The 19,053-nt window shown below is 43.3% G+C and carries 12 protein-coding genes; 6 read left to right on the top strand and 6 right to left on the bottom strand.

The window, feature by feature from the left end; genetic code table 11:
- Positions 1–279: 279 nt before the first annotated feature.
- Positions 280–1,806: a S8 family serine peptidase gene (locus tag H6571_05310; GenBank protein MCB9323143.1), complete on the bottom strand. Its 1,527-nt coding sequence runs from the start codon at positions 1,804–1,806 to the stop codon at positions 280–282.
- Between the two features lie 443 nt (positions 1,807–2,249).
- Here H6571_05310 and H6571_05305 point away from each other — a divergent pair, with 443 nt between their 5' ends.
- The 3 genes from H6571_05305 (at position 2,250) to H6571_05295 (ending at position 6,843) form a co-directional block, all read left to right on the top strand.
- Positions 2,250–4,904, top strand: a complete 2,655-nt coding sequence (locus H6571_05305) for a TonB-dependent receptor (protein MCB9323142.1) — start codon at positions 2,250–2,252, stop codon at positions 4,902–4,904.
- Positions 4,905–4,933: 29 nt separating this feature from the next.
- Positions 4,934–5,851: a DUF4249 domain-containing protein gene (locus tag H6571_05300; GenBank protein ID MCB9323141.1), complete on the top strand. Its 918-nt coding sequence runs from the start codon at positions 4,934–4,936 to the stop codon at positions 5,849–5,851.
- A gap of 311 nt (positions 5,852–6,162) precedes the next feature.
- Positions 6,163–6,843, top strand: coding sequence for a Crp/Fnr family transcriptional regulator (locus H6571_05295; protein MCB9323140.1), 681 nt, complete (start codon positions 6,163–6,165; stop codon positions 6,841–6,843).
- 86 nt (positions 6,844–6,929) lie between these two features.
- Here the strand turns inward: H6571_05295 and H6571_05290 are convergent, their stop codons facing one another.
- Genes H6571_05290 through H6571_05280 form a run of 3 tightly spaced genes read right to left on the bottom strand, consistent with a single transcriptional unit; the run spans position 6,930 to position 9,667 of the window.
- Entirely contained in the window at positions 6,930–8,282 is a 1,353-nt protein-coding gene (locus tag H6571_05290) for an RNA methyltransferase (GenBank protein MCB9323139.1), read from the bottom strand.
- A gap of 54 nt (positions 8,283–8,336) precedes the next feature.
- Positions 8,337–8,867 (bottom strand): GNAT family N-acetyltransferase, encoded by a 531-nt coding sequence (locus tag H6571_05285; protein ID MCB9323138.1) that lies wholly within the window; start codon positions 8,865–8,867, stop codon positions 8,337–8,339.
- A 14-nt stretch (positions 8,868–8,881) separates the two neighbouring features.
- Positions 8,882–9,667 carry a DUF2520 domain-containing protein gene (locus H6571_05280; GenBank protein MCB9323137.1) on the bottom strand — a complete coding sequence of 262 codons (786 nt, stop codon included), beginning with the start codon at positions 9,665–9,667 and terminating at the stop codon, positions 8,882–8,884.
- 225 nt (positions 9,668–9,892) lie between these two features.
- Between H6571_05280 and H6571_05275 the strand changes: the two genes are divergently transcribed.
- Together H6571_05275 and H6571_05270 are read left to right on the top strand one after the other, a co-directional pair.
- Positions 9,893–10,582, top strand: a complete 690-nt coding sequence (locus H6571_05275) for an ATP-binding cassette domain-containing protein (protein ID MCB9323136.1) — start codon at positions 9,893–9,895, stop codon at positions 10,580–10,582.
- A 147-nt stretch (positions 10,583–10,729) separates the two neighbouring features.
- A complete protein-coding gene (locus tag H6571_05270; protein MCB9323135.1) occupies positions 10,730–12,793 on the top strand; it encodes a DNA primase in 2,064 nt (687 codons plus the stop codon).
- Between the two features lie 351 nt (positions 12,794–13,144).
- On the opposite strand, the gene fbaA is transcribed toward H6571_05270, so the two are convergent.
- Positions 13,145–14,221: a class II fructose-bisphosphate aldolase gene (gene fbaA, locus H6571_05265; GenBank protein MCB9323134.1), complete on the bottom strand. Its 1,077-nt coding sequence runs from the start codon at positions 14,219–14,221 to the stop codon at positions 13,145–13,147.
- A 200-nt stretch (positions 14,222–14,421) separates the two neighbouring features.
- Positions 14,422–15,366 (bottom strand): thioredoxin-disulfide reductase, encoded by a 945-nt coding sequence (gene trxB, locus H6571_05260; protein ID MCB9323133.1) that lies wholly within the window; start codon positions 15,364–15,366, stop codon positions 14,422–14,424.
- Between the two features lie 514 nt (positions 15,367–15,880).
- Between trxB and H6571_05255 the strand changes: the two genes are divergently transcribed.
- Positions 15,881–18,997 carry a T9SS type A sorting domain-containing protein gene (locus H6571_05255; GenBank protein ID MCB9323132.1) on the top strand — a complete coding sequence of 1,039 codons (3,117 nt, stop codon included), beginning with the start codon at positions 15,881–15,883 and terminating at the stop codon, positions 18,995–18,997.
- Positions 18,998–19,053 lie beyond the last annotated feature (56 nt).

The following is a 19,053-nucleotide window of genomic DNA, read 5'->3' as shown; positions in this document are numbered from 1 at the left end:
TTTTGCTCCACGCACGAACCATCACACGAAGATGTCTCATCATGTAAAAAATTCGTTTTCATCCGTTTTATCTGTTCCATCTGTGTTCTATTCCTCCCGTTGAGGAAAAAAGGAACGCGGATTTAACGGGTTTTCATAAAAGTAACCGGCAACGCGCAACGAGCCTTTTTGTCAGGATCAGGATTTTCAGGATTACACGATTAACATGATTGGTTATTCCTTCGTAATCAGATACCTTTTTACTATTGAAATAATCTAAAACCAGCAACAAGTAACCAGTTACCCCTCCACCAACGCTTTCACCGCATTCGCAGGCTGTATGAATTTTCCGGTAGATTTGGTATCCCGGGTGTTTTTGCCATTGTTTTTGAGAAGGTTATAGGCCTCTTTTGTAGTCAGTTTAGGGTTGATGCTTTTCATGAGTCCGAGCAGGCCGGCTACATATGGGGTTGCCATGGAAGTACCGTTGTAACTTGCGTATTTGTTGGAAGGGATTGTTGAATAGATATCCACTCCCGGAGCGGCAACGCCCATATCGATATCATGTACGTAATTGGAAAAAACCGCCCGGTTGAGTTCATTGTCCACCGCACTTACGGCGATTACACCGGGGGCATTGGCTGGGGAATAATTTTTGGCATTGCGGTTCGAGTTGCCTGCTGCAACGACAACAATGGCGCCTTTTTTATTGGCATATGCGACGGCCTGTTTATAGGCCCGCTGACGGCTTTGATTTGAGGGCCCCCCAAGGGAGAGGGAAATGACATCCGCTCCTTTATCGGCCGCCTTGAGGATACCGCTGATGATGGATTGCTGTGTGCCCATGCCATTGGCATTGAGTACCTTGATGCTGCTGATCTGTGTGAAGCTGTTGTCGCGGGAATAGGAGGCCGTTCCGACACCGTTATTGGAAACGGCCCCGGCAATGCCGGCACAGTGTGTTCCGTGTCCCTGTGGATCATTATTGTATTGGCTTTCAATGGATTTGAAATTACCTTTTATATCTTCATGTTCGGCATCCACGCCGGTATCGAGGATGGCGACGAGGGCCTTTTTCTGAGGTTTTACTTTGTTCTTTTCCAGGTAATTATACAATTTATCCATCTCCATGGCTTCAAAGGCCCAAAGGTGTTCAATGCCCGGATCGTTGAGCCCGAATTTTTTATTGACTTCCGGCAGACGTTTGGCGGGAGTCATGGGATCAATTTGTATCACCTCATTGGCTTCCACCCAATCGATGAAGCCTGATTTGTTGAGCGCCCGCTCGATTTCCGGTCTTTTATTTTCGAAAGCCTCAGGGATATCCACAGTGTAATAGTCATCGAGGTCTGTAATGGTGCCGTCTTCCGGCTGGAAAGCGCGGTTAAGCGTAAGGTGGTATCGATCTATTATTTTTTGAAGGGACGCGGGCGTTTCGTTTTCATTAATTTCAATCAGTAATTCTGCATTATTGGCCACACTTATGGCTTCAGTTGGCGCATCAAAGGTGTGGCTCATGAATTTACCATTATACCACATGTAGAGCAGCAGACTGACCAGCATTACCGGAAGGAAGGTTATTTTACTTCTGGAAAATACCTGGAACAGCAAGCTGGTAGCTCCAAGCACCATGAGGTCGCGGAAGGCAGTAAATAATTTATCTGGAATCCCGGCAGAGGCGAAAGCCACACTACCGGCATAAGTCAACAGGCTTAACCCCAGGAGAGCGGGAATAAGTTTGGTGACATTCTCGTTCTTTTTATTGTAAAACCAAACGCCCAGTAAGACCAAGGCTGCAAAAAAACTAATTGAATATAGCATGTTAATCTATTATCTGTGAACACTATTATTCTCAACAACAAACTAAGCATTTACGTTCAATTGCGCAAATTAGAAAGACGAACGGGTTGAAAATTTTGCTGAACCGGGCTTGTCAGGCCACATCCTGCTGTTTTTTCGTGGTTTTTCAATCATCGCCGAGGATAAAAAAAAGGTTGTTTGAATGACAATTGAAGATTTATTACTTTATTTTGTTGCAAAGAACATATTTAAAACGTTATTATGACATGCCAAAGGGTTGCGAAGGCTTTCTAAAAGCAGGGTTCCTGTGAAAAATGCAGAGATACGCAGAATTTCATTATTAAAATTATTTTTAATTTATTGAAAATCAAAGAAATAAGCCTGAAATGAAATGCTGTTGCTTCATTGAAGAATTTGCAGTTGCAACAGCCTCCCGAATCCCGATTGATGTCCAGTAACTTTTCAGATCAATGAAGAAAATATATTTCTTTCTGGTAATGATGATTTTTTCGACAACCTTGTTGGCTCAATCCCCTCTTGAGCAGTTGGTCAGTGTCGATGCAAAAAATGTCAGCCTGGAGGAAGTGCTTTATCAGCTGATCGACCAACACAATGTCAAGCTCATTTTCAATAATAAAATCCTGCCCGAGCGCAATATAAACCTGCAATTAAAAGAGGTTGCGCTCAAAACAGCGCTGGAAGCTATCCTGGCAGGCACGAATATAGGTTTTGAAGCTGTGGGACGACAGGTGGTTCTGGTGGTAAAGCCGGCTCCACAGCCCAGCAAATATACGATTAGCGGTTTCCTGGAAGATAAGGAAACAGGAGAAAAACTGATCGGTGCCAGTATTTTTGATAAAAAAAGCCGAAAAGGCACCGTTTCCAATGCTTATGGTTTTTACAGTCTTACCCTGAATACTGGAGGGGTGGATTTGGTTTTTTCTTATATCGGTTTTGAAGCCATAGCATTAAGTGTTGATCTGACTAAGGACATTAGGGTGAATCTATCCTTGGAAAGTGATCTGACGCTTAAAGAAGTGATGGTTTTTGCAACAGATAGTACAACCGTATTGGCCAATGACGTAAGCATTGATGTGATCAATACTTCCGATATTAAAAGGTTGCCGGCTCTGGGAGGAGAGAAAGATATTTTGCGGACGACCCATTTGTTGCCAGGGGTGCAAACAGGAACGGATGGGGTAGGAGGTATTTATGTCAGGGGAGGCAATGCCGGTCAGAACCTTATTCTTATAGACGGGGTGCCTGTATATTACATTGCTCATGCTGTAGGGTTGTTTTCCATTTTTAACACGGAAGCTATACGTACGGCAAAGTTGGTAAAGGGAGGTTTTCCGGCACGTTACGGGGGGAGAATTTCCTCCGTTCTGGATATACGTACCAAGGAGGGGAATATGAAAGAAATCAAAGGTTGGGCCAACCTGGGGTTACTGACGGGAAGTGCCGGGCTCGAGGGGCCCCTGGTGAAAAATAAAAGCTCCTTTTTTCTTTCGGGAAGGTTGTCCTATCTCGATATGTATTTAAAACCTTATTCAGCCAGTTTGAAAAAGGAGATTGGAGAAAAAGGAGAAACCACCTATGATTTTTTCGACCTCAACGCCAAAATCAACTATGCATTTTCCGATGAGGATAAGCTGTACCTTAGTTTTTATACGGGTGGCGATGTTTTTCTGGATCAGGGAGATGAAAAAAAATACTATGCATTTGAAAATGAAGGAGACCCGGTGACCTTCCAGTATCATTACGGCTACCAGCAGTCCCTGCAATGGGATAATAAGGTGGCTGCTATGAGATGGAATCACCTGTTTAGTGATAAACTATTTGGAAATACCTCAGTGACCTATAGTAAACTTGCAGTTGGTTTTGAATTTACCACATTGGATTCTTTGTTCCAGGATGAAAGTGAGGAAGCATTGCTCCATAGTTATGCTCGCGGAAGTTATTTTACGGGAATAGAAGACCTGGGCGTTCATCTCGATTTTGACCTTGTGCCCAGTGCTTTGCATTATGTACGTTTTGGGTTTTCAGTACACAACAAAAATTTTAGGCCGGGAGCCGTTATTTATCGGGATTACTCAGACAGTCCCCCAAATACCGGTGCCGACAACCCTCTTGTGAGGGCAGTGGAATACAATGCTTATGTGGAAGATGAGTTCGTTTTGGGTAAATGGACCATCAATGCCGGACTCAGGGCCAATGTGCAGAGCGTCATCAAAAGGAATTACCGGATTATCGAACCGCGGCTCTCCATCCGATGGCAGGCGTTTCCAAAATGGAATTTCAAGGCTGCCTATAGCAGGACTTCCCAGTTTTTACACCTGTTATCCAGCTCAGGCATAGGCTTGCCTACCGATTTGTGGGTGCCTTCTACCGATAAAATAGCGCCACAAACCGCTTCTCAGGTAGTGGTGGGCGCTACGGTAGAGCCCGGCAAAAATTATTCCCTTAATGTGGAAGCCTATTACAAAATCATGCATAATTTGTTGAGTTTTTCCGAAGGGGCTTCCCTTTACAATGATTGGAGGAATAATGTTACTCAAGGCAAAGGAAGTTCTTACGGGGCAGAATTTTTTATTAAAAAAAATAAAGGAAAAACTACGGGCTGGATTGCCTATACCCTTTCTTTTACCGACAGGCAATTTGACCGAATCAATTTTGGCAATACCTATCCTTTTAAATACGACAGGCGGCATGATTTTAAAATAATACTGGCTCATCGCTTTAATGCCAGGTTTGAGTTGACGGCCAATTGGATCTACAGCACGGGATTTGCCTACAATCTGCCGCTTGAAAAATACAACATTCAATTGTCCAATTTTTTGCAAATCGATCCGGCCCCCATTATTGATTTTGGAACAAAAAATCAAAACCGGATGCCAGACTACCATAGGCTGGATCTGAATTTGAATGTTTATATTCCGGGAAAACACTCAAACCATCAGCTTAGTATCGGGGTAAATAACGCTTATAACAAAAAGAATCCCCTTTATTACCAGTTGCGCCGAGAATTAAATATTGAAGAAGATAAAGTAAAGGAAACGAATAAGTTTGTTCAGGTACTTTTGTTACCCATTGTACCATCTTTAAGTTATTCTGTAAAATTTTAATATCTTTGTAGAATGAAATTACATTGATTATGTTTTGGCGATATGTTGTGATCCTCTTTGTTTTCGTGGTTTTTTCCGCCTCTACCTGTGAGCGGGAAGTGGATTTACAATTGCCTGAGCCGCCCCAAAGACTGGTCATTTATGCATCCTTTACCGACAACCAGGATATTCATGTGCAATTGAATTCAAGTCGGTTTGTGCTTGATGAAGCCCCTGAGGAGTTCCTTTCGGATGTAAAGGTAGAATTGTTTGAAGAAGAATACCTGATCCAGCAACTTGGTTTTAAAATACCAGGAGGGAGGATGATGCCTTATTATTCCACCGCGGGATTTTCTCCTGAAATCGGCAAAAAATATTATATCAGAGCCGAACTCGACGGGTTTGATCCCGTAGTGGCCCAAAGCAGGATTCCGGTACCGAGGCATTTTTCCGAAATCTCCATTTCAGATGTGGTTATTCAAAATACAACGGGCAACCGAATCAATTATTCTTATACGGTGAACCTGCAGTTTAACGATACTCCTGACCAGGAAGATTTTTATCACCTCAACCTGTTTCAACAAGTATATACCCATCCTTTAACGGGAGGCGATGACGAACACGTTGACCTTATCCCTTTTGAATTCTCTGACAATAATGATGCTAATGATATTTTAGCCAATATTTCCGGGGGATTATTGCTTGAGGACGATCCCCTGAACGGTAATTATTCCTTCCGTGTGGCCTATGAGATCAACCCGGTCACCGAGTCACTGGGAAAATTATATATTGAATTCAGGACGGTTTCCCGTGAATACTATCAGTTTTACTCCTCTGTCACTCGTCAAAAGAAAAGTCCTGGGGGCATTTTGACCGAGCCTGTTTTTATCTACAATAATGTAGAAGGCGGCCACGGCATCTTCGCCGGGTACAGTGCCGTTTTGGATTCTCTTTCCATTATTGATTAAGTGAAAAAATATTTTTTCACTGTTTTTTTTCTCGCCTGATAAATTTATTTTCCTAATCAAAAGTATAAATCCGCCGTCGAAACAAAATTTATATTAAATATTCTGCAATAAATAATTTAATATTGATATTATGTTTTGAAAGGAGGGCAATACCTTAATTATCTACCTCTTAACGCGAAAGAAAAAAAATTCTGTTTCGCGTGGGGGAGGGGTGAGACAATGGTGTCTTTTAATCCTGAGAGCTTATTGCAGCGTTGAAAGTTTTTTTATAGATTTCAACGTTCAAATAAATAAAACAGAAATATAAGGACATGAGTACTGAATCCAAAATCAATTTTTTAGGGCAGTTTCCCATTTTTGACTGTCTTTCCGCGGATGAAAAATATGGACTAGCAGAGGTAATGGAGGCGAGGAAAGTAAAGCGTTACAGTTTTATTTATTTACCGGACGAATCTTCGGATTCAGTCTTTTTACTCGCAAAAGGAACCGTAAAAATTGGGACCCATTCCAATGACGGAAGAGAAGTGATTAAATCATTAATCCATCCCACCGCAATGTTTGGCGAATTGGGTCTTATCGGGGAAACCCACAGAAATGATTTTGCTCAGGCCCTGAAGGAAGAAGTAAACCTTTTTGTACTTCAGGTGAGTGATCTGAAAAAACTGATGAGCTTTAATTTTGAATTGTGCAACCAGGTGATGGCGCTCTTTGGAAGCAGGCTGATGAAAGCCGAGGGAAAGCTGGAATCCCTCATTTTTAAGGATGCACGTACCCGTATCGTTGATTTCATCAAAGATGCAATCGAGCATAGAGGAAGAAGGGTCGGGTATGAAATGTTGCTGAAGCACTCCCTGACCCACCAGGATATTGCAAATATTACTTGTACCTCCCGCCAAACGGTTACACTTGTTTTAAATGAGTTGAAAAAATCCGATCTCATTTATTTCAACCGGGGGCGTATCCTCGTACGTGATATGGCCAGTTTGGCATAAAGATCAATAGAGTTAGTTAGGTTAATGAATATTAATATGAAGGGCATTCTGATCAAACGAGATTTGGTTGGAATGCTCTTTTTTATTTAGTCAATATTCATCCGGATACGCCATTCTTTGGGATAGTAATTATTTACCCTGTTCTGGATCCCTTTAATCCAGCCCAGGGGCAAATTTTGATAGGTAACCAAAGCCCAGCCATCAGGGATTTCATCCAAATCGGGGGGCTCTTTTTTAAGAAAACGCAGCGCCTGTTCTTTTTCAAGTGTTACGGAAGGCAGATCCCGGGAAACCATGATACTCAGGGCCAGGTCAGCACTTGGAATAAACTGCTCTCTTTTAAATGTGCCTAAAAAGGTACCCGGGATATATCGGGCCAGGCTTTTTTGGACCCATTGATGTATTTCAGCATGTGATTTTAAAATGGCCCTCACTCCTTCATGGTGATCTTTGAAATAATCATACTCTTCGGGTTGAACCAGCCAGCGGCTTAATTCAGTTTTTTCTACCGCTGTCAGCCCATTGACCCTTGGTGTATGTTTGCTCCTGAAACTGATTTCCCGGCCACCATTGTTTTTATAACAGGCAATATAAAATCCCTCTCCTTTCACTTTGTGTGGATAAAATTGAACCCCGCGGTTTCGATGGAGGATATTCCAGGTTTCAGGAATTTCAAGCGGGTAATGCTCCAGGCCGTATTCTGCTTCCAGCCACAGGCCATGGGATTCGTTTTCCTGTTCATTGTAGGTACAGGTTGAATAGATCAAGGTGCCACCGGGACTGAGCAGTGGTACGGTGTTTTTCAAGATGCGTTGTTGCCTGAGGGAGCAGAAATTTACATGATCTTCCGACCAATGACCTACCGCATCCTCATCTTTTCTGAACAATCCTTCCCCTGAGCAGGGGGCATCCAGGAGGATCAGGTCGAAGAACCCTTCCAGTTTGCTGAAATCCTCACTATCATGGTTGCTGAGATAGGTGTTGGGGGTTCCCCACTTAATCAGATTGTATTCCAGTATTTTAAACCGGCTCCGGATGACTTCATTGCAGAGAATAAAACTTTCCGGGTGGAGGATAGACACCAGTAAAGTACTTTTTCCTCCCGGGGCAGCTGCCAGATCGAGAACGCGCAGCGGTTTGTTTAAATCCACACATTGTCTGACCGCCTCTGTCAGGAACATGGAGGAGGCTTCCTGCACATAATACTGCCCTCCATGGAACAATGGATCAAGGGTAAAAACCGGCCGTTCCGGTAAATATACTCCGTTGGAATACCATTTTACTCCTTCATAATTTTCTTTTTTGGATAAATTCGTTTTAAAAGGATTGAAATGCAGGCTTACAGGAGCAGGGGTATCCAGGGCGTCCTGGAAGGCTTCGAGCGATTCGCCCAGCTGCTGTCGTAATTGTGATATAAACGATTCAGGTAATTGCATAATGGTATTAAAGTAGCGGTGGTGTGGAAAATTTTCTCATTCGAAACGGACGCCTTTTTAACCTTTAAAATCTGATCTTTCAATGATCCATCTCCATATCCATCCATCCTCTTCATCTTCAATTTCTTCCACCCATTTCAATCCGCATTTGGTCAAAATACGGGTTGAGGCATTTTTTTCCGCCAGGGTATGGGCCTGAACCATGTTAACTTCCGGGTAGTCAAAGGCATTTTTGATTAATACCTGTGCAATTTCGGTTCCATAACCATTTTCCCGGTAAGACTCAATAATTTCATACCCGATCTCCACCATGCCGTCTTCCGGACTTCCTTTGTAACCGCAACTTCCTATCAGAATTTTGTCTTTTTTGTGAATGGGTAACCAGGTCCACCATTTGTCTTCCAAAGGATTCTCAGAAATAATATCCAGCGCATAACCGATCACCACCATTCCGAATTCGGTCCATTTTTTCGGAACTTTTGCCTGAAGGATTGCCGCTAAATAGTCATCCCCTTTCAGGGCTTCCCCCAAAATTTCACGAGTGCCGCAAATTAAAGTCAGATTTTCTGAATCAATTGTGTTGTTCATTTTTTAATGAAGTTTTAAATATTTTTTGTTTTAGAAATACCTTCCGACAATACTTCGTAAACCTTTTTATAATCGGGCCATTGTTTTAGGTAATCGAGGTGAAAGTGCATACTTTTTTTATCTCCCCTTATGGCCGGTCCGGTTTGCATAGGCCCGGGGGGGTGATCCATTACCTTTTGTGCCGTTTCCAGGATCAAAGGACGCAATAATTCGAATGGAATCCCTTCTTTTTCGGTAATGTCCCAGGATATTTGGTATAAATAGTTCGTGAAGTTATTGACAAAAACCCCGTTGACATGGAGGATGGCCCTTTCTCTGTCGTTGATGGGATAAGTTTTGCAGTTTAACTGCTCACCAATGGATTTCAAAAAGAGGGTATCCTGCTCATTATTGGCGTAATAACATATGGGAATCTCGGAAAAAGACAGCTTCCTGTCAATGGAGAAACTTTGAAAAGGATAAAAGGCTCCATACCTGGAAAACCAGGGGGCAAAAACATCGGAAGAAGTCACTCCGGAAGTATGTACGATCAACTTGCCCGATGCCCCAAGAACTTCCAGTTGCGCTGCCACCTCAATAATGGCATCGTCTTTAACGGCTACGATGTAAAGATCGGCATCGTTCCTGATATCTTCCAGGCTCGTTACATAAGGAATGTTCTCCGTTTGCTCAGAAAGCCGACGGGCCTTTTCCCGGGTGCGGCTGTAAATCTGGCATAACCCTGCATTACATTTGTAGAGCTGGTTCCCCAGGTGATATCCCATATTTCCTGCGCCGATTAAAACGATTTTTTGCTGCATGATTCGGGCATAACTTTTATCCAAAGTCGAAATTTAGTAATTCTCATTCAGTTTCCCTATTTTTGAGACCGTAAGGAATAACTTTGTGGAAAATCTTTGTTTTAGAAATTAAAATCTATCAGGTTAAAAAAAGCGAAGTAATAAAAAAATCTCCATAAGATCTTTTTTCCTGAATGAAATCCTGTTTGAAATAGATTTCGTCGGCTATAGAAGCAATCAAAAAAAATGCAACACAATCTGATCGTACAATTGGACAATGCGAATATCTACCAGAAAGGCCAGAAGGTGCTTGGGGAAGTCAACCTGCGCATCTCAAAGGGGGAATTTGCATACCTCATTGGAAAAACGGGGAGTGGTAAATCCAGTTTGCTAAAAACGTTATACGGGGACTTGCCTTTGACAGAAGGCCGAGGGCAGGTTGCCGGTTTTGACCTGAGTAAGCTGGACCGCCACAATATTCCTTTTTTGAGAAGGAAACTCGGAATCGTTTTCCAGGACTTTAATTTATTGTCCGACAGGACCGTGGCGGAAAATTTACTTTTTGTGCTGCGCGCGACAGATTGGCAAGACAAATGGGAGATGAACTCCAAGGTGGATGAGGCGTTGAGTTATGTTGGGTTACAGGATAAAATAGACAAAATGCCGCATCAATTGTCAGGGGGAGAGCAGCAGCGGGTGGTGATCGCCAGGGCATTGCTCAATAACCCTGAACTGATTATTGCCGATGAGCCTACCGGGAACCTGGATCCGGAAACCTCCGATGAACTGCTGATCCTGATGAGAAAACTGGCTGAAGAACAGAATACAGCCATTTTGTTTGCCACGCATGATTACCGCATTCTGGAAAATTTTCCGGCTGCCATCATTCGATGTATCAACGGAAGAATTATTAATGAAGAGGAGGTGAGGCTTTAGGGGGCTGGTTGCTGGTTGCTGGTTGAAGAGGATAGAACACTGATGAAACGGATAGGACGGATAGAAACAGATAAAAATCCGTTGAAACCCGTAAAACCCGTTCCATCCGCGTTCCATAAACGTTTGGTTTTTGTAAACATATAAAATTTGATATCAGAAAAGACAGTACAGGAAATCCTGGAGACCGCTAAAATAGAGGAAGTGATCCAGGATTATGTAAGTTTGAAGCGTCGCGGCGTCAACATGATTGGCTTGTGTCCGTTTCACAATGAAAAGACCCCTTCCTTCACCGTTTCCCCGGCCAAAAATATTTATAAATGTTTCGGTTGCGGCAAAGGAGGTAACCCTGTTCAGTTTTTGATGGAGCACGAACAATTTACCTTTCCCGAGGCCTTGCGTCATCTGGCCGGCAAGTATGGCATCGAGATCGAGGAAACAGAAGTATCCCCTGAGGAAAGGCTTAAGCAACAACAAGCAGACAGTTTGTTCCTCGTCAACCAGTTTGCCAAAGACTTTTATCAAAATCAACTCTTTGAAACCGATATGGGCAAAAGCATTGGCCTGAGTTACTTCAAGGAACGTGGTTTTCGCGAGGAAACGATCAAAAAATTCGGATTGGGATATGCTCCTGACAGCAAGGATCAGTTTACTTTAACGGCAGTCAATGCTTCGTACAATCTTGAATTGTTGAAAAAACTGGGACTGAGCACTCAATATGGCGGTGATTTTTTCCGAAACAGGGTGATGTTTACCATCCACAATCTTTCGGGAAAGGTGGTGGCTCTGGCCGGACGAATAATGGCAAAGGATGTCAAGGCACCTAAATACATTAACTCTCCGGAGACTGAAATTTATCACAAGAGTAACGTTCTATACGGCGCTTATTTTGCCAAAACGGCCATCCGTAAACAGGATGAATGCATTTTGGTGGAAGGTTATACCGATGTGATTTCTCTGCACCAGGCCGGCATAGAAAATGTGGTGGCTTCCTCAGGAACTTCCCTGACGGTGGAGCAGATTCGTTTGATCAAAAGATATAGCCCCAATGTCAAAATACTTTTTGACGGGGATAATGCCGGAATAAAGGCAGCTCTAAGAGGCGTGGATATGTTGCTGGAGCAGGATCTGAATATTCGGGTGGTCATCCTTCCCGAGGGAGAAGATCCGGATTCCTACCTGAAAAAAGCCGGAACTACAGCCTTTTTGGATTACATCAACGGACCGGAAGCCAAGGATTTTATTCTTTTCAAAGCAGACCTGTTATTGAAAGAAGCAGGGAACGATCCGATTAAAAGAGCAGGGTTGATCAAAGAAATTGTGCATAGCATCGCACGCGTCCCCGATCCGTTGAAGCGTTCCCTATTTGTAAAAGAGTGTTCCCGGTTGTTTGAAGTGGATGAAAATCTCCTCATCAATGAAACCAATAAAACGGTATCTTCTCAGATGAAACGACGCCAACAGGAAAGGGAGCTGGACAGACGTCGGGAACAACGGCAGGCCGACCGGCAGGCCCCAACAGAAACTCCCCCTCCCGATGATGGAAGTTTTCCAACCATGGAGCCCGGATTTCCATCTGAAGACCCGGGATATGGTTATGAAGAAGGGTTTGGAATGGGGGAGGAACCTCCTGTTTTCATCCCGGAGCAAAAGAGGAAGGAGGGGATAGTAGGAGATGAATTCCAGGAGAAGGACATTGTGCGGCTCCTCATCTCTTCAGGGGGGGAAATATTTGACAAGGAAGAGAACATTACCGTAGCCGAATACCTGCTTCATAATATAGAGGATGTGATCGATGAATTTGACAATCAGCTCTATAAGCTTATTGCCCATGAATGCCAGGAAATGCTGGCAAAAAATAAACCGATCACTTCCCAGGTTTTTATCAACCATGAGAACCCTAAAATTCAGGTGCTCAGCGTTAATTTAATGTCTTCTCCTTATGAATTTAGTGAAAATTGGGGAAACAGGTTTGAAATTTTTTTGAACCAAAAACAACCCGATGCGAATTTTATTGAAGAAAGTTCCAAAGTCCTGATGCATTTTCGTTTGAGGAAAATTACCCGAATTTGTGAAAAGAACAGAAAAAAGATCAAAGAACTCAGCGATTCCGGGCAACACGATGAATCAGTCAAATATTTGCACGTACAATTGAAACTGGATAAAATCCGGACAGAATTAGCCAAATCCCTCGGAATTGTAGTCGTGAAATAACAGGGTTGAAAATGGTCAAATAAAAACGCCGGATTTTTTGAATACCGGAAGTGTTTTTCAACCTGTTTTATATCATAATTATATCATAATCAATATATTATTCCTTTTTTATAGGAAGATGACCTCCACGTTCATAATGAAATTTTCACTGCAATGCGCATCATATCAGGAGATAAAGTATCCTGATTTTATTTCAATGATTATATGGACGATTTTTTAAAAAAGAGGAAGGTTGAAATACTTCAAAATTCTACATTTGGTAATTGATATTGGGGAACCCCCAAAAAGAACCCCGAATTTCACTCAGGCGAAATTCGGGGTTACTTTTTTGAAAAGCTAAAAAGAGTTCAATTATGCATTTCTGTTGATACAGTTCAGGTCTTCGAAAGCCTGTTTCAACCTTGCCACAAAAGTATTTTCTCCCGCGCGCAACCAGGCACGTGGGTCATAATATTTTTTGTTTGGCTTATCATCACCGTCAGGATTCCCGATCTGGCCCTGGAGGTAAGCGTGATTTTTGGCTTCATATTCCCTTACACCATCCCAGAAGGCCCACTGTGTGTCGGTATCTATATTCATTTTTACAGCGCCGTACTCAACTGCCTCGCGAATTTCTTCCTGGGAAGAGCCTGAGCCTCCGTGGAATACGAAGTTGATTGGATTGGGTGCTGTATTAAATTTCTTCTGGGCATAGTCCTGTGAATTTTTCAGGATAATGGGACGCAGGGTTACATTCCCTGGCTTATAGACGCCGTGTACGTTACCGAATGCTGCAGCAATGGTAAAACGGTTGCTTACAGCAGACAGTTTTTCATAAGCATAGGCTACTTCTTCCGGCTGAGTATAAAGGCGTGAGCTATCGACATCAGAATTGTCAACACCATCTTCTTCACCACCTGTAACCCCCAGCTCGATCTCGAGGGTCATGCCTATTTTATCCATACGTTTTAAGTATTCAACACAGGTTTCGACGTTTTCCTCGATAGGTTCTTCAGAAAGATCGATCATGTGAGAGCTGTATAATGGATAACCTTTCTTGGCATAAAATTTTTCACCTTCAGTGATCAATCCATCAATCCATGGAAGCAATTTCCTGGCACAGTGGTCAGTGTGCATGATAACGGTTACGCCATAGGCTTCAGCCAGTTCATGAACATGTTTTGCCGCTGAAACGCATCCGAGAACGGCTGCTTGCTGGTTTTCGTTACTCAGGCCTTTACCGGCGTAAAATACGCCACCGCCATTGGATAATTGAATGATTACAGGAGAGTTAACCGCGGCCGCCGTTTCCATAGCGGCATTGACAGTGTCCGTACCGATGCAATTGACTGCAGGTATTGCAAAATTATGCTCATTCGCATAGTTTAATAACTCTGTTACTTCGTCACCATGTAAAACTCCTTTACGGAATTTGGTATTTTTAGACATAATATCTGTTTTAAATTTAAAAAAGACCTCTAATTTCAATTCGTACAAATGTAAAAAAAATGTACATGAAATCAGCGGTCTTTTAAAAAAAGTTGACCAATAAAAAACGAATTTAAATAGCATAAATAGAATGCATTTAAATCGCTGGAAATCAGTTTTATATAAAACTATTTCATCCCTTGTAAATGGGAATTTGGAAATTAAATGATTTCATTCTCCGTAAGATACCTTTCTGCATCCAGGGCTGCCATACATCCGGTGCCGGCGGCAGTGACCGCCTGGCGGTAGACCTTGTCCTGTGCATCTCCTGCTACGAATACGCCTTCAATTTTGGTATGAGTGGTTCCGGGTTTTACTTTGAGGTAACCGATTTCATCCCTGTCCAGCCATTCAGCAAAAATTCCTGTATTCGGTTGGTGGCCTATGGCGACAAAAAAACCACTGGCGGCAATTTCAGAAGTTTCTTTGGTCTTGTTATTAAAGACTTTTACTCCTTCTACTTCTTCTTCTCCAAGGACCTCCAATGCTTCAGTATTCCAGTGAATCTCAATGTTTTCCATATTCATCACACGCTTTTGCATAATCTTCGAAGCGCGCAATTCATCACGTCTGACGAGCATATGTACTTTCGGGCATAATTTTGCCAGGTAGGAAGCCTCTTCACAAGCGGTGTCCCCGCCACCGACGATCACTACTTCCTGGCCACGGAAGAAAAATCCATCACAAACAGCACAGGCAGATACCCCTTTGTTCATTAATTTTTGCTCGGATTCGATACCAAGCCATTTGGCACTGGCGCCTGTTGAAATGATTACCGTATCGGCATGAACCTCAACACCGCCCTCGGTCCATACTTTATGCACCGGGCCGGTAAAATCAACTTTATTGATCATATCGTATCTTACCTGGGTGCCGAAGCGCTCTGCCTGCTTGCGGAAATCCTCCATCATTTGAGGACCCATAACTCCATCAGGATAACCGGGATAATTGTCCACTTCTGTAGTGATAATTAATTGTCCGCCGGGATCTTTTCCCGTATATACAACCGGTCCCATATTGGCGCGCGCAGCATAAATTGCCGCGGTATAACCTGCAGGTCCTGATCCGATTATCAAACATTTTACATGTTCTGTTGCGTCTGCCATTATATCTTATTTATTGTTTTATTTAAATTATTTGCAAAAATAGTAATTCTGGGTTTAGGGATGTGTTATTTAGATCACAAAAGAGGAGGAGATTGAATAGAATTAAATGTTTTTAAGTGGTTTTTGTTTACGTCTTTTGCGAGTTTTTTAGAGAATCTGCAAAGCAAAATTGTTAAAGCTTTTGTTAATGGCAGGATTTTTTACCATTTCATTTCATTTTTGCCAAAGTAATCATTAAATATGCAGTTCAGTGCAAATAAAGTGCTGAAAAGGGAACAATTAAGCAAATCTCCCGTAAAAAATTTCAGAGTAATCTTTTTTGCTTTCTTTTTTTAAAATTTGTGGTTAATAAGGCTACTCTGCAGACTCTAATCAAAAAAACACAAAATTTCACTTTCCGGGTAAGCAAAGGTGTTTTAAGTAGCTGTATTTATAGTTGCTGGACTCATTATTCCCGGGATTTGTTATTTTTTCCGGAAATCCATTTGATCTTGGTAACGATAAAAAAATGCGTATGAAATTTAAATTTTACTTTTTATTATTGTTTTTGTTGACCGGGATGCAAAGTGTTGTGTTTGCACAGCATTCTGTGGCACGTGAATGGAACGAATTATTGCTGGAGTCCATTCGAAATGACTTTGCCAGACCTACGGTTCATGCCCGTAACCTCTTCCACGTTTCGGCCGCTATGTATGATGCCTGGGCGGCTTATGATGAGGAAGCAAGGCCATTTTTCCTGGGGCGTACAGTGGGTAATTACACCTGCAATTTTAATGGTGTTCCGACACCAGCGGACGTACAGGCCGCCAGGGAAGAAGCCATTAGTTATGCGGCTTATCGCCTGATGAGACATAGGTTCCAGAATTCACCCGGAGCGGCTTACCTGTACGGGCTTTATGATAATTTAATGGATCAGTTGGGGTATGATAAAACGTTTACTTCGCAGAATTATGCGACAGGGCAGCCTGCCTGCCTGGGGAACTATATCGCTAACCAGCTCATCAATTTTGGTTTTCAGGATGGGTCCAATGAATTGAACGGTTATGCCAATCAGTACTATGCGCCGGTCAATGCCCCTTTGGTCATGCTATCCGATGAGCCCAATGTAATGGAGGACCCGAATCGGTGGCAACCACTAACCCTTGATGTGTTTATCGATCAGTCTGGGAATGTAATCCCTTTTAATACACCGGCTTTTTTAAGCCCGGAATGGGGCAATGTCACGCCATTTTCTCTATCCATTGATGATGCAACCATTCACAATCGGGATGGCCATTTGTATTGGGTATATGATGATCCGGGACCACCGCCTTACATCCAGGATGATGGGGGAGGACTGTCACAGGAATATATGTGGAATTTTTCCTTGGTGGCCGTTTGGTCCGGGCACCTTGATCCAAATGATAATACGATGTGGGATATTTCTCCTGGCGCCATTGGTAATATTCCTTTGGATGCTTATCCAACTACCATACAGGGGTTAAGGGATTTTTATAATTACCAGGATGGCGGTGATATTGGTCATGGGTATGACCTCAATCCCAAAACGGGGATGCCTTACGAACCTCAAATTGTAAAACGGGGAGATTATGGCCGCGTTTTGGCAGAATTCTGGGCGGACGGTCCTAATTCCGAAACACCTCCGGGCCACTGGTTTACCATTCTCAATTATGTCAATGATCATCCTGATTTGGTGAAAAAATTCAGGGGTCAGGGGGAAATAATCGATGACCTGGAATGGGATGTCAAAGCATACCTCCTTTTAGGGGGAACGATGCACGATGTGGCTATTTCTGCATGGGGGATTAAGGGATGGTACGATTACCTTCGACCCGTATCCGCCATTCGATCCATGGCCGCTCGAGGACAATCTTCCTCTCCGTTTTTGCCAAGTTATGATCCGGCGGGGATTCCACTTGTGGAAGGAGCCATCGAATTGGTAAATATTGGTGATCCGCTTGCAGGGAATGATGACCAGCATGTGGGTGAAATAAAACTAAAAGCATGGCGTGGGCCGGATTATGTAAATGATCCGGCAACAGATGTCGCCGGGGTAGGCTGGATCCTTGCACAGGATTGGTGGCCCTACCAAAGGCCATCGTTTGTGACGCCTCCTTTTGCTGGATATATTTCAGGACACTCCACTTATTCCAGGGCTGCTGCTGAAATACTGACACAACTCACGGGGGATAATTTCTTCCCGGGAGGAATGGGTGTATTTCCTGCTCCCCAGAATGAATTTCTTGTCTTTGAAGACGGACCCTCTGAAACCATTACCCTTCAATGGGCTACCTATCAGGACGCTTCTGACCAGTGCAGCCTTTCGAGGATATGGGGAGGCATTCACCCGCCTTGCGATGATATTCCAGGACGCCTCATAGGATACAGAATAGGGCATTCAAGTTTCGCTTTTGCCGAAAAATTCTTCTACCGGGATGAAGATGGAGATGGTTATACCTCCAATATCGATTGCGATGATAACAACCCGGATATCCATCCCGGAGCTTCGGAAATTTGTGATGGACTGGACAATGATTGTAACCTGATCGCGGATGATGCAATTACCTATTATACTTATTACCGGGACAATGACAATGATACCTATGGTGACGGGGGAGACTGGGTTGAAATCTGTGAAGCCACCGCACCTCCCGGTTATGTGAGCAATGACCTGGATTGTGATGATACCAATGCCAATGTAAACCCTGCCATGGCTGAAGTTTGCGACGGAAGCGATAACAACTGCAATGGTTATGAGGATGAAGGATTGGAACAATTCACCTATTATCGGGATAATGATGAGGACAATTATGGTGATGCGGGCACATGGATACAAACCTGTGACAATACGGCTCCGGCAGGGTATGTTACCAACGCCATGGACTGTAATGATGCCGATGGTTCCATCAATCCTGATTCACCGGAGGTATGCGACGGAATGGACAACAACTGTAATGCTTCGACGGATGAAGGACTTCCGATCACCACTTACTACCGGGACAAAGACGGCGATTCCTATGGGGATGCTGCCAACTCAGTCGAGGTCTGTGTGGATGGAGCTCCTGAAGGGTATGTCGCCAATAACCAGGATTGTGATGACAATAATTCAGAGATCAATCCGGGAGCTGAGGAGGCTTGTGATGGTAAAGACAACAACTGTAACGGTCTTGCAGACGATGGCGTACCGGTCATAACTTATTACAAGGACAATGACGGTGACCATTTCGGAGATGCCACGGTAGCCATTGAAGCTTGTCAGCTTTGGGCACCGGATGGTTATGTCGAAAACAACCTGGATTGTGATGACAACAATCCGCTGGTCAACCCGCTGGCTTCAGAAAATCCGGATAACAACATCGATGAGGATTGCAGCGGGGTGGATTTGTTCCAGGACACCAAAGTGTTCCCCAACCCGGCGCATGATGAGGTGTTTGTGCATCTTCCGTATATTGGCCAGTTGACGTTGCAGCTTGTTGCCGTGGATGGCAAGATCGTTCGTCAGGAAATGATAACCTTTGAAAACAATGCCGCAAGGATTGGGCTTGAAGGACTGGACCAGGGGGTTTATTTCATTACCCTGATCAATAGCGATAACGAACGGCTGGCGAATGAAAAGATATTAAAATATTAGCCTTTATAATTAATGGTTTTTTAAATATGAATCCCCGGGCTTTGGTTCGGGGATTT

The organism is Lewinellaceae bacterium (assembly GCA_020636105.1).
Taxonomy (GTDB): domain Bacteria; phylum Bacteroidota; class Bacteroidia; order Chitinophagales; family Saprospiraceae; genus BCD1.
Note: the sequence above shows the minus strand (reverse complement) of the source record. Positions and strands in the feature narration are given on the sequence as shown.

Excerpts from the sequence above, each read along its gene's own strand:
- H6571_05305 (MCB9323142.1), top strand. The coding sequence starts at position 2,250 with ATGAAGAAAATATATTTCTTTCTGGTAATGATGATTTTTTCGACAACC.
- H6571_05300 (MCB9323141.1), top strand. The coding sequence starts at position 4,934 with ATGTTTTGGCGATATGTTGTGATCCTCTTTGTTTTCGTGGTTTTTTCC.
- H6571_05295 (MCB9323140.1), top strand. The coding sequence starts at position 6,163 with ATGAGTACTGAATCCAAAATCAATTTTTTAGGGCAGTTTCCCATTTTT.
- H6571_05285 (MCB9323138.1), bottom strand. The coding sequence starts at position 8,867 with ATGAACAACACAATTGATTCAGAAAATCTGACTTTAATTTGCGGCACT.
- H6571_05280 (MCB9323137.1), bottom strand. The coding sequence starts at position 9,667 with ATGCAGCAAAAAATCGTTTTAATCGGCGCAGGAAATATGGGATATCAC.
- H6571_05275 (MCB9323136.1), top strand. The coding sequence starts at position 9,893 with ATGCAACACAATCTGATCGTACAATTGGACAATGCGAATATCTACCAG.
- fbaA (MCB9323134.1), bottom strand. The coding sequence starts at position 14,221 with ATGTCTAAAAATACCAAATTCCGTAAAGGAGTTTTACATGGTGACGAA.
- trxB (MCB9323133.1), bottom strand. The coding sequence starts at position 15,366 with ATGGCAGACGCAACAGAACATGTAAAATGTTTGATAATCGGATCAGGA.
- H6571_05255 (MCB9323132.1), top strand. The coding sequence starts at position 15,881 with ATGAAATTTAAATTTTACTTTTTATTATTGTTTTTGTTGACCGGGATG.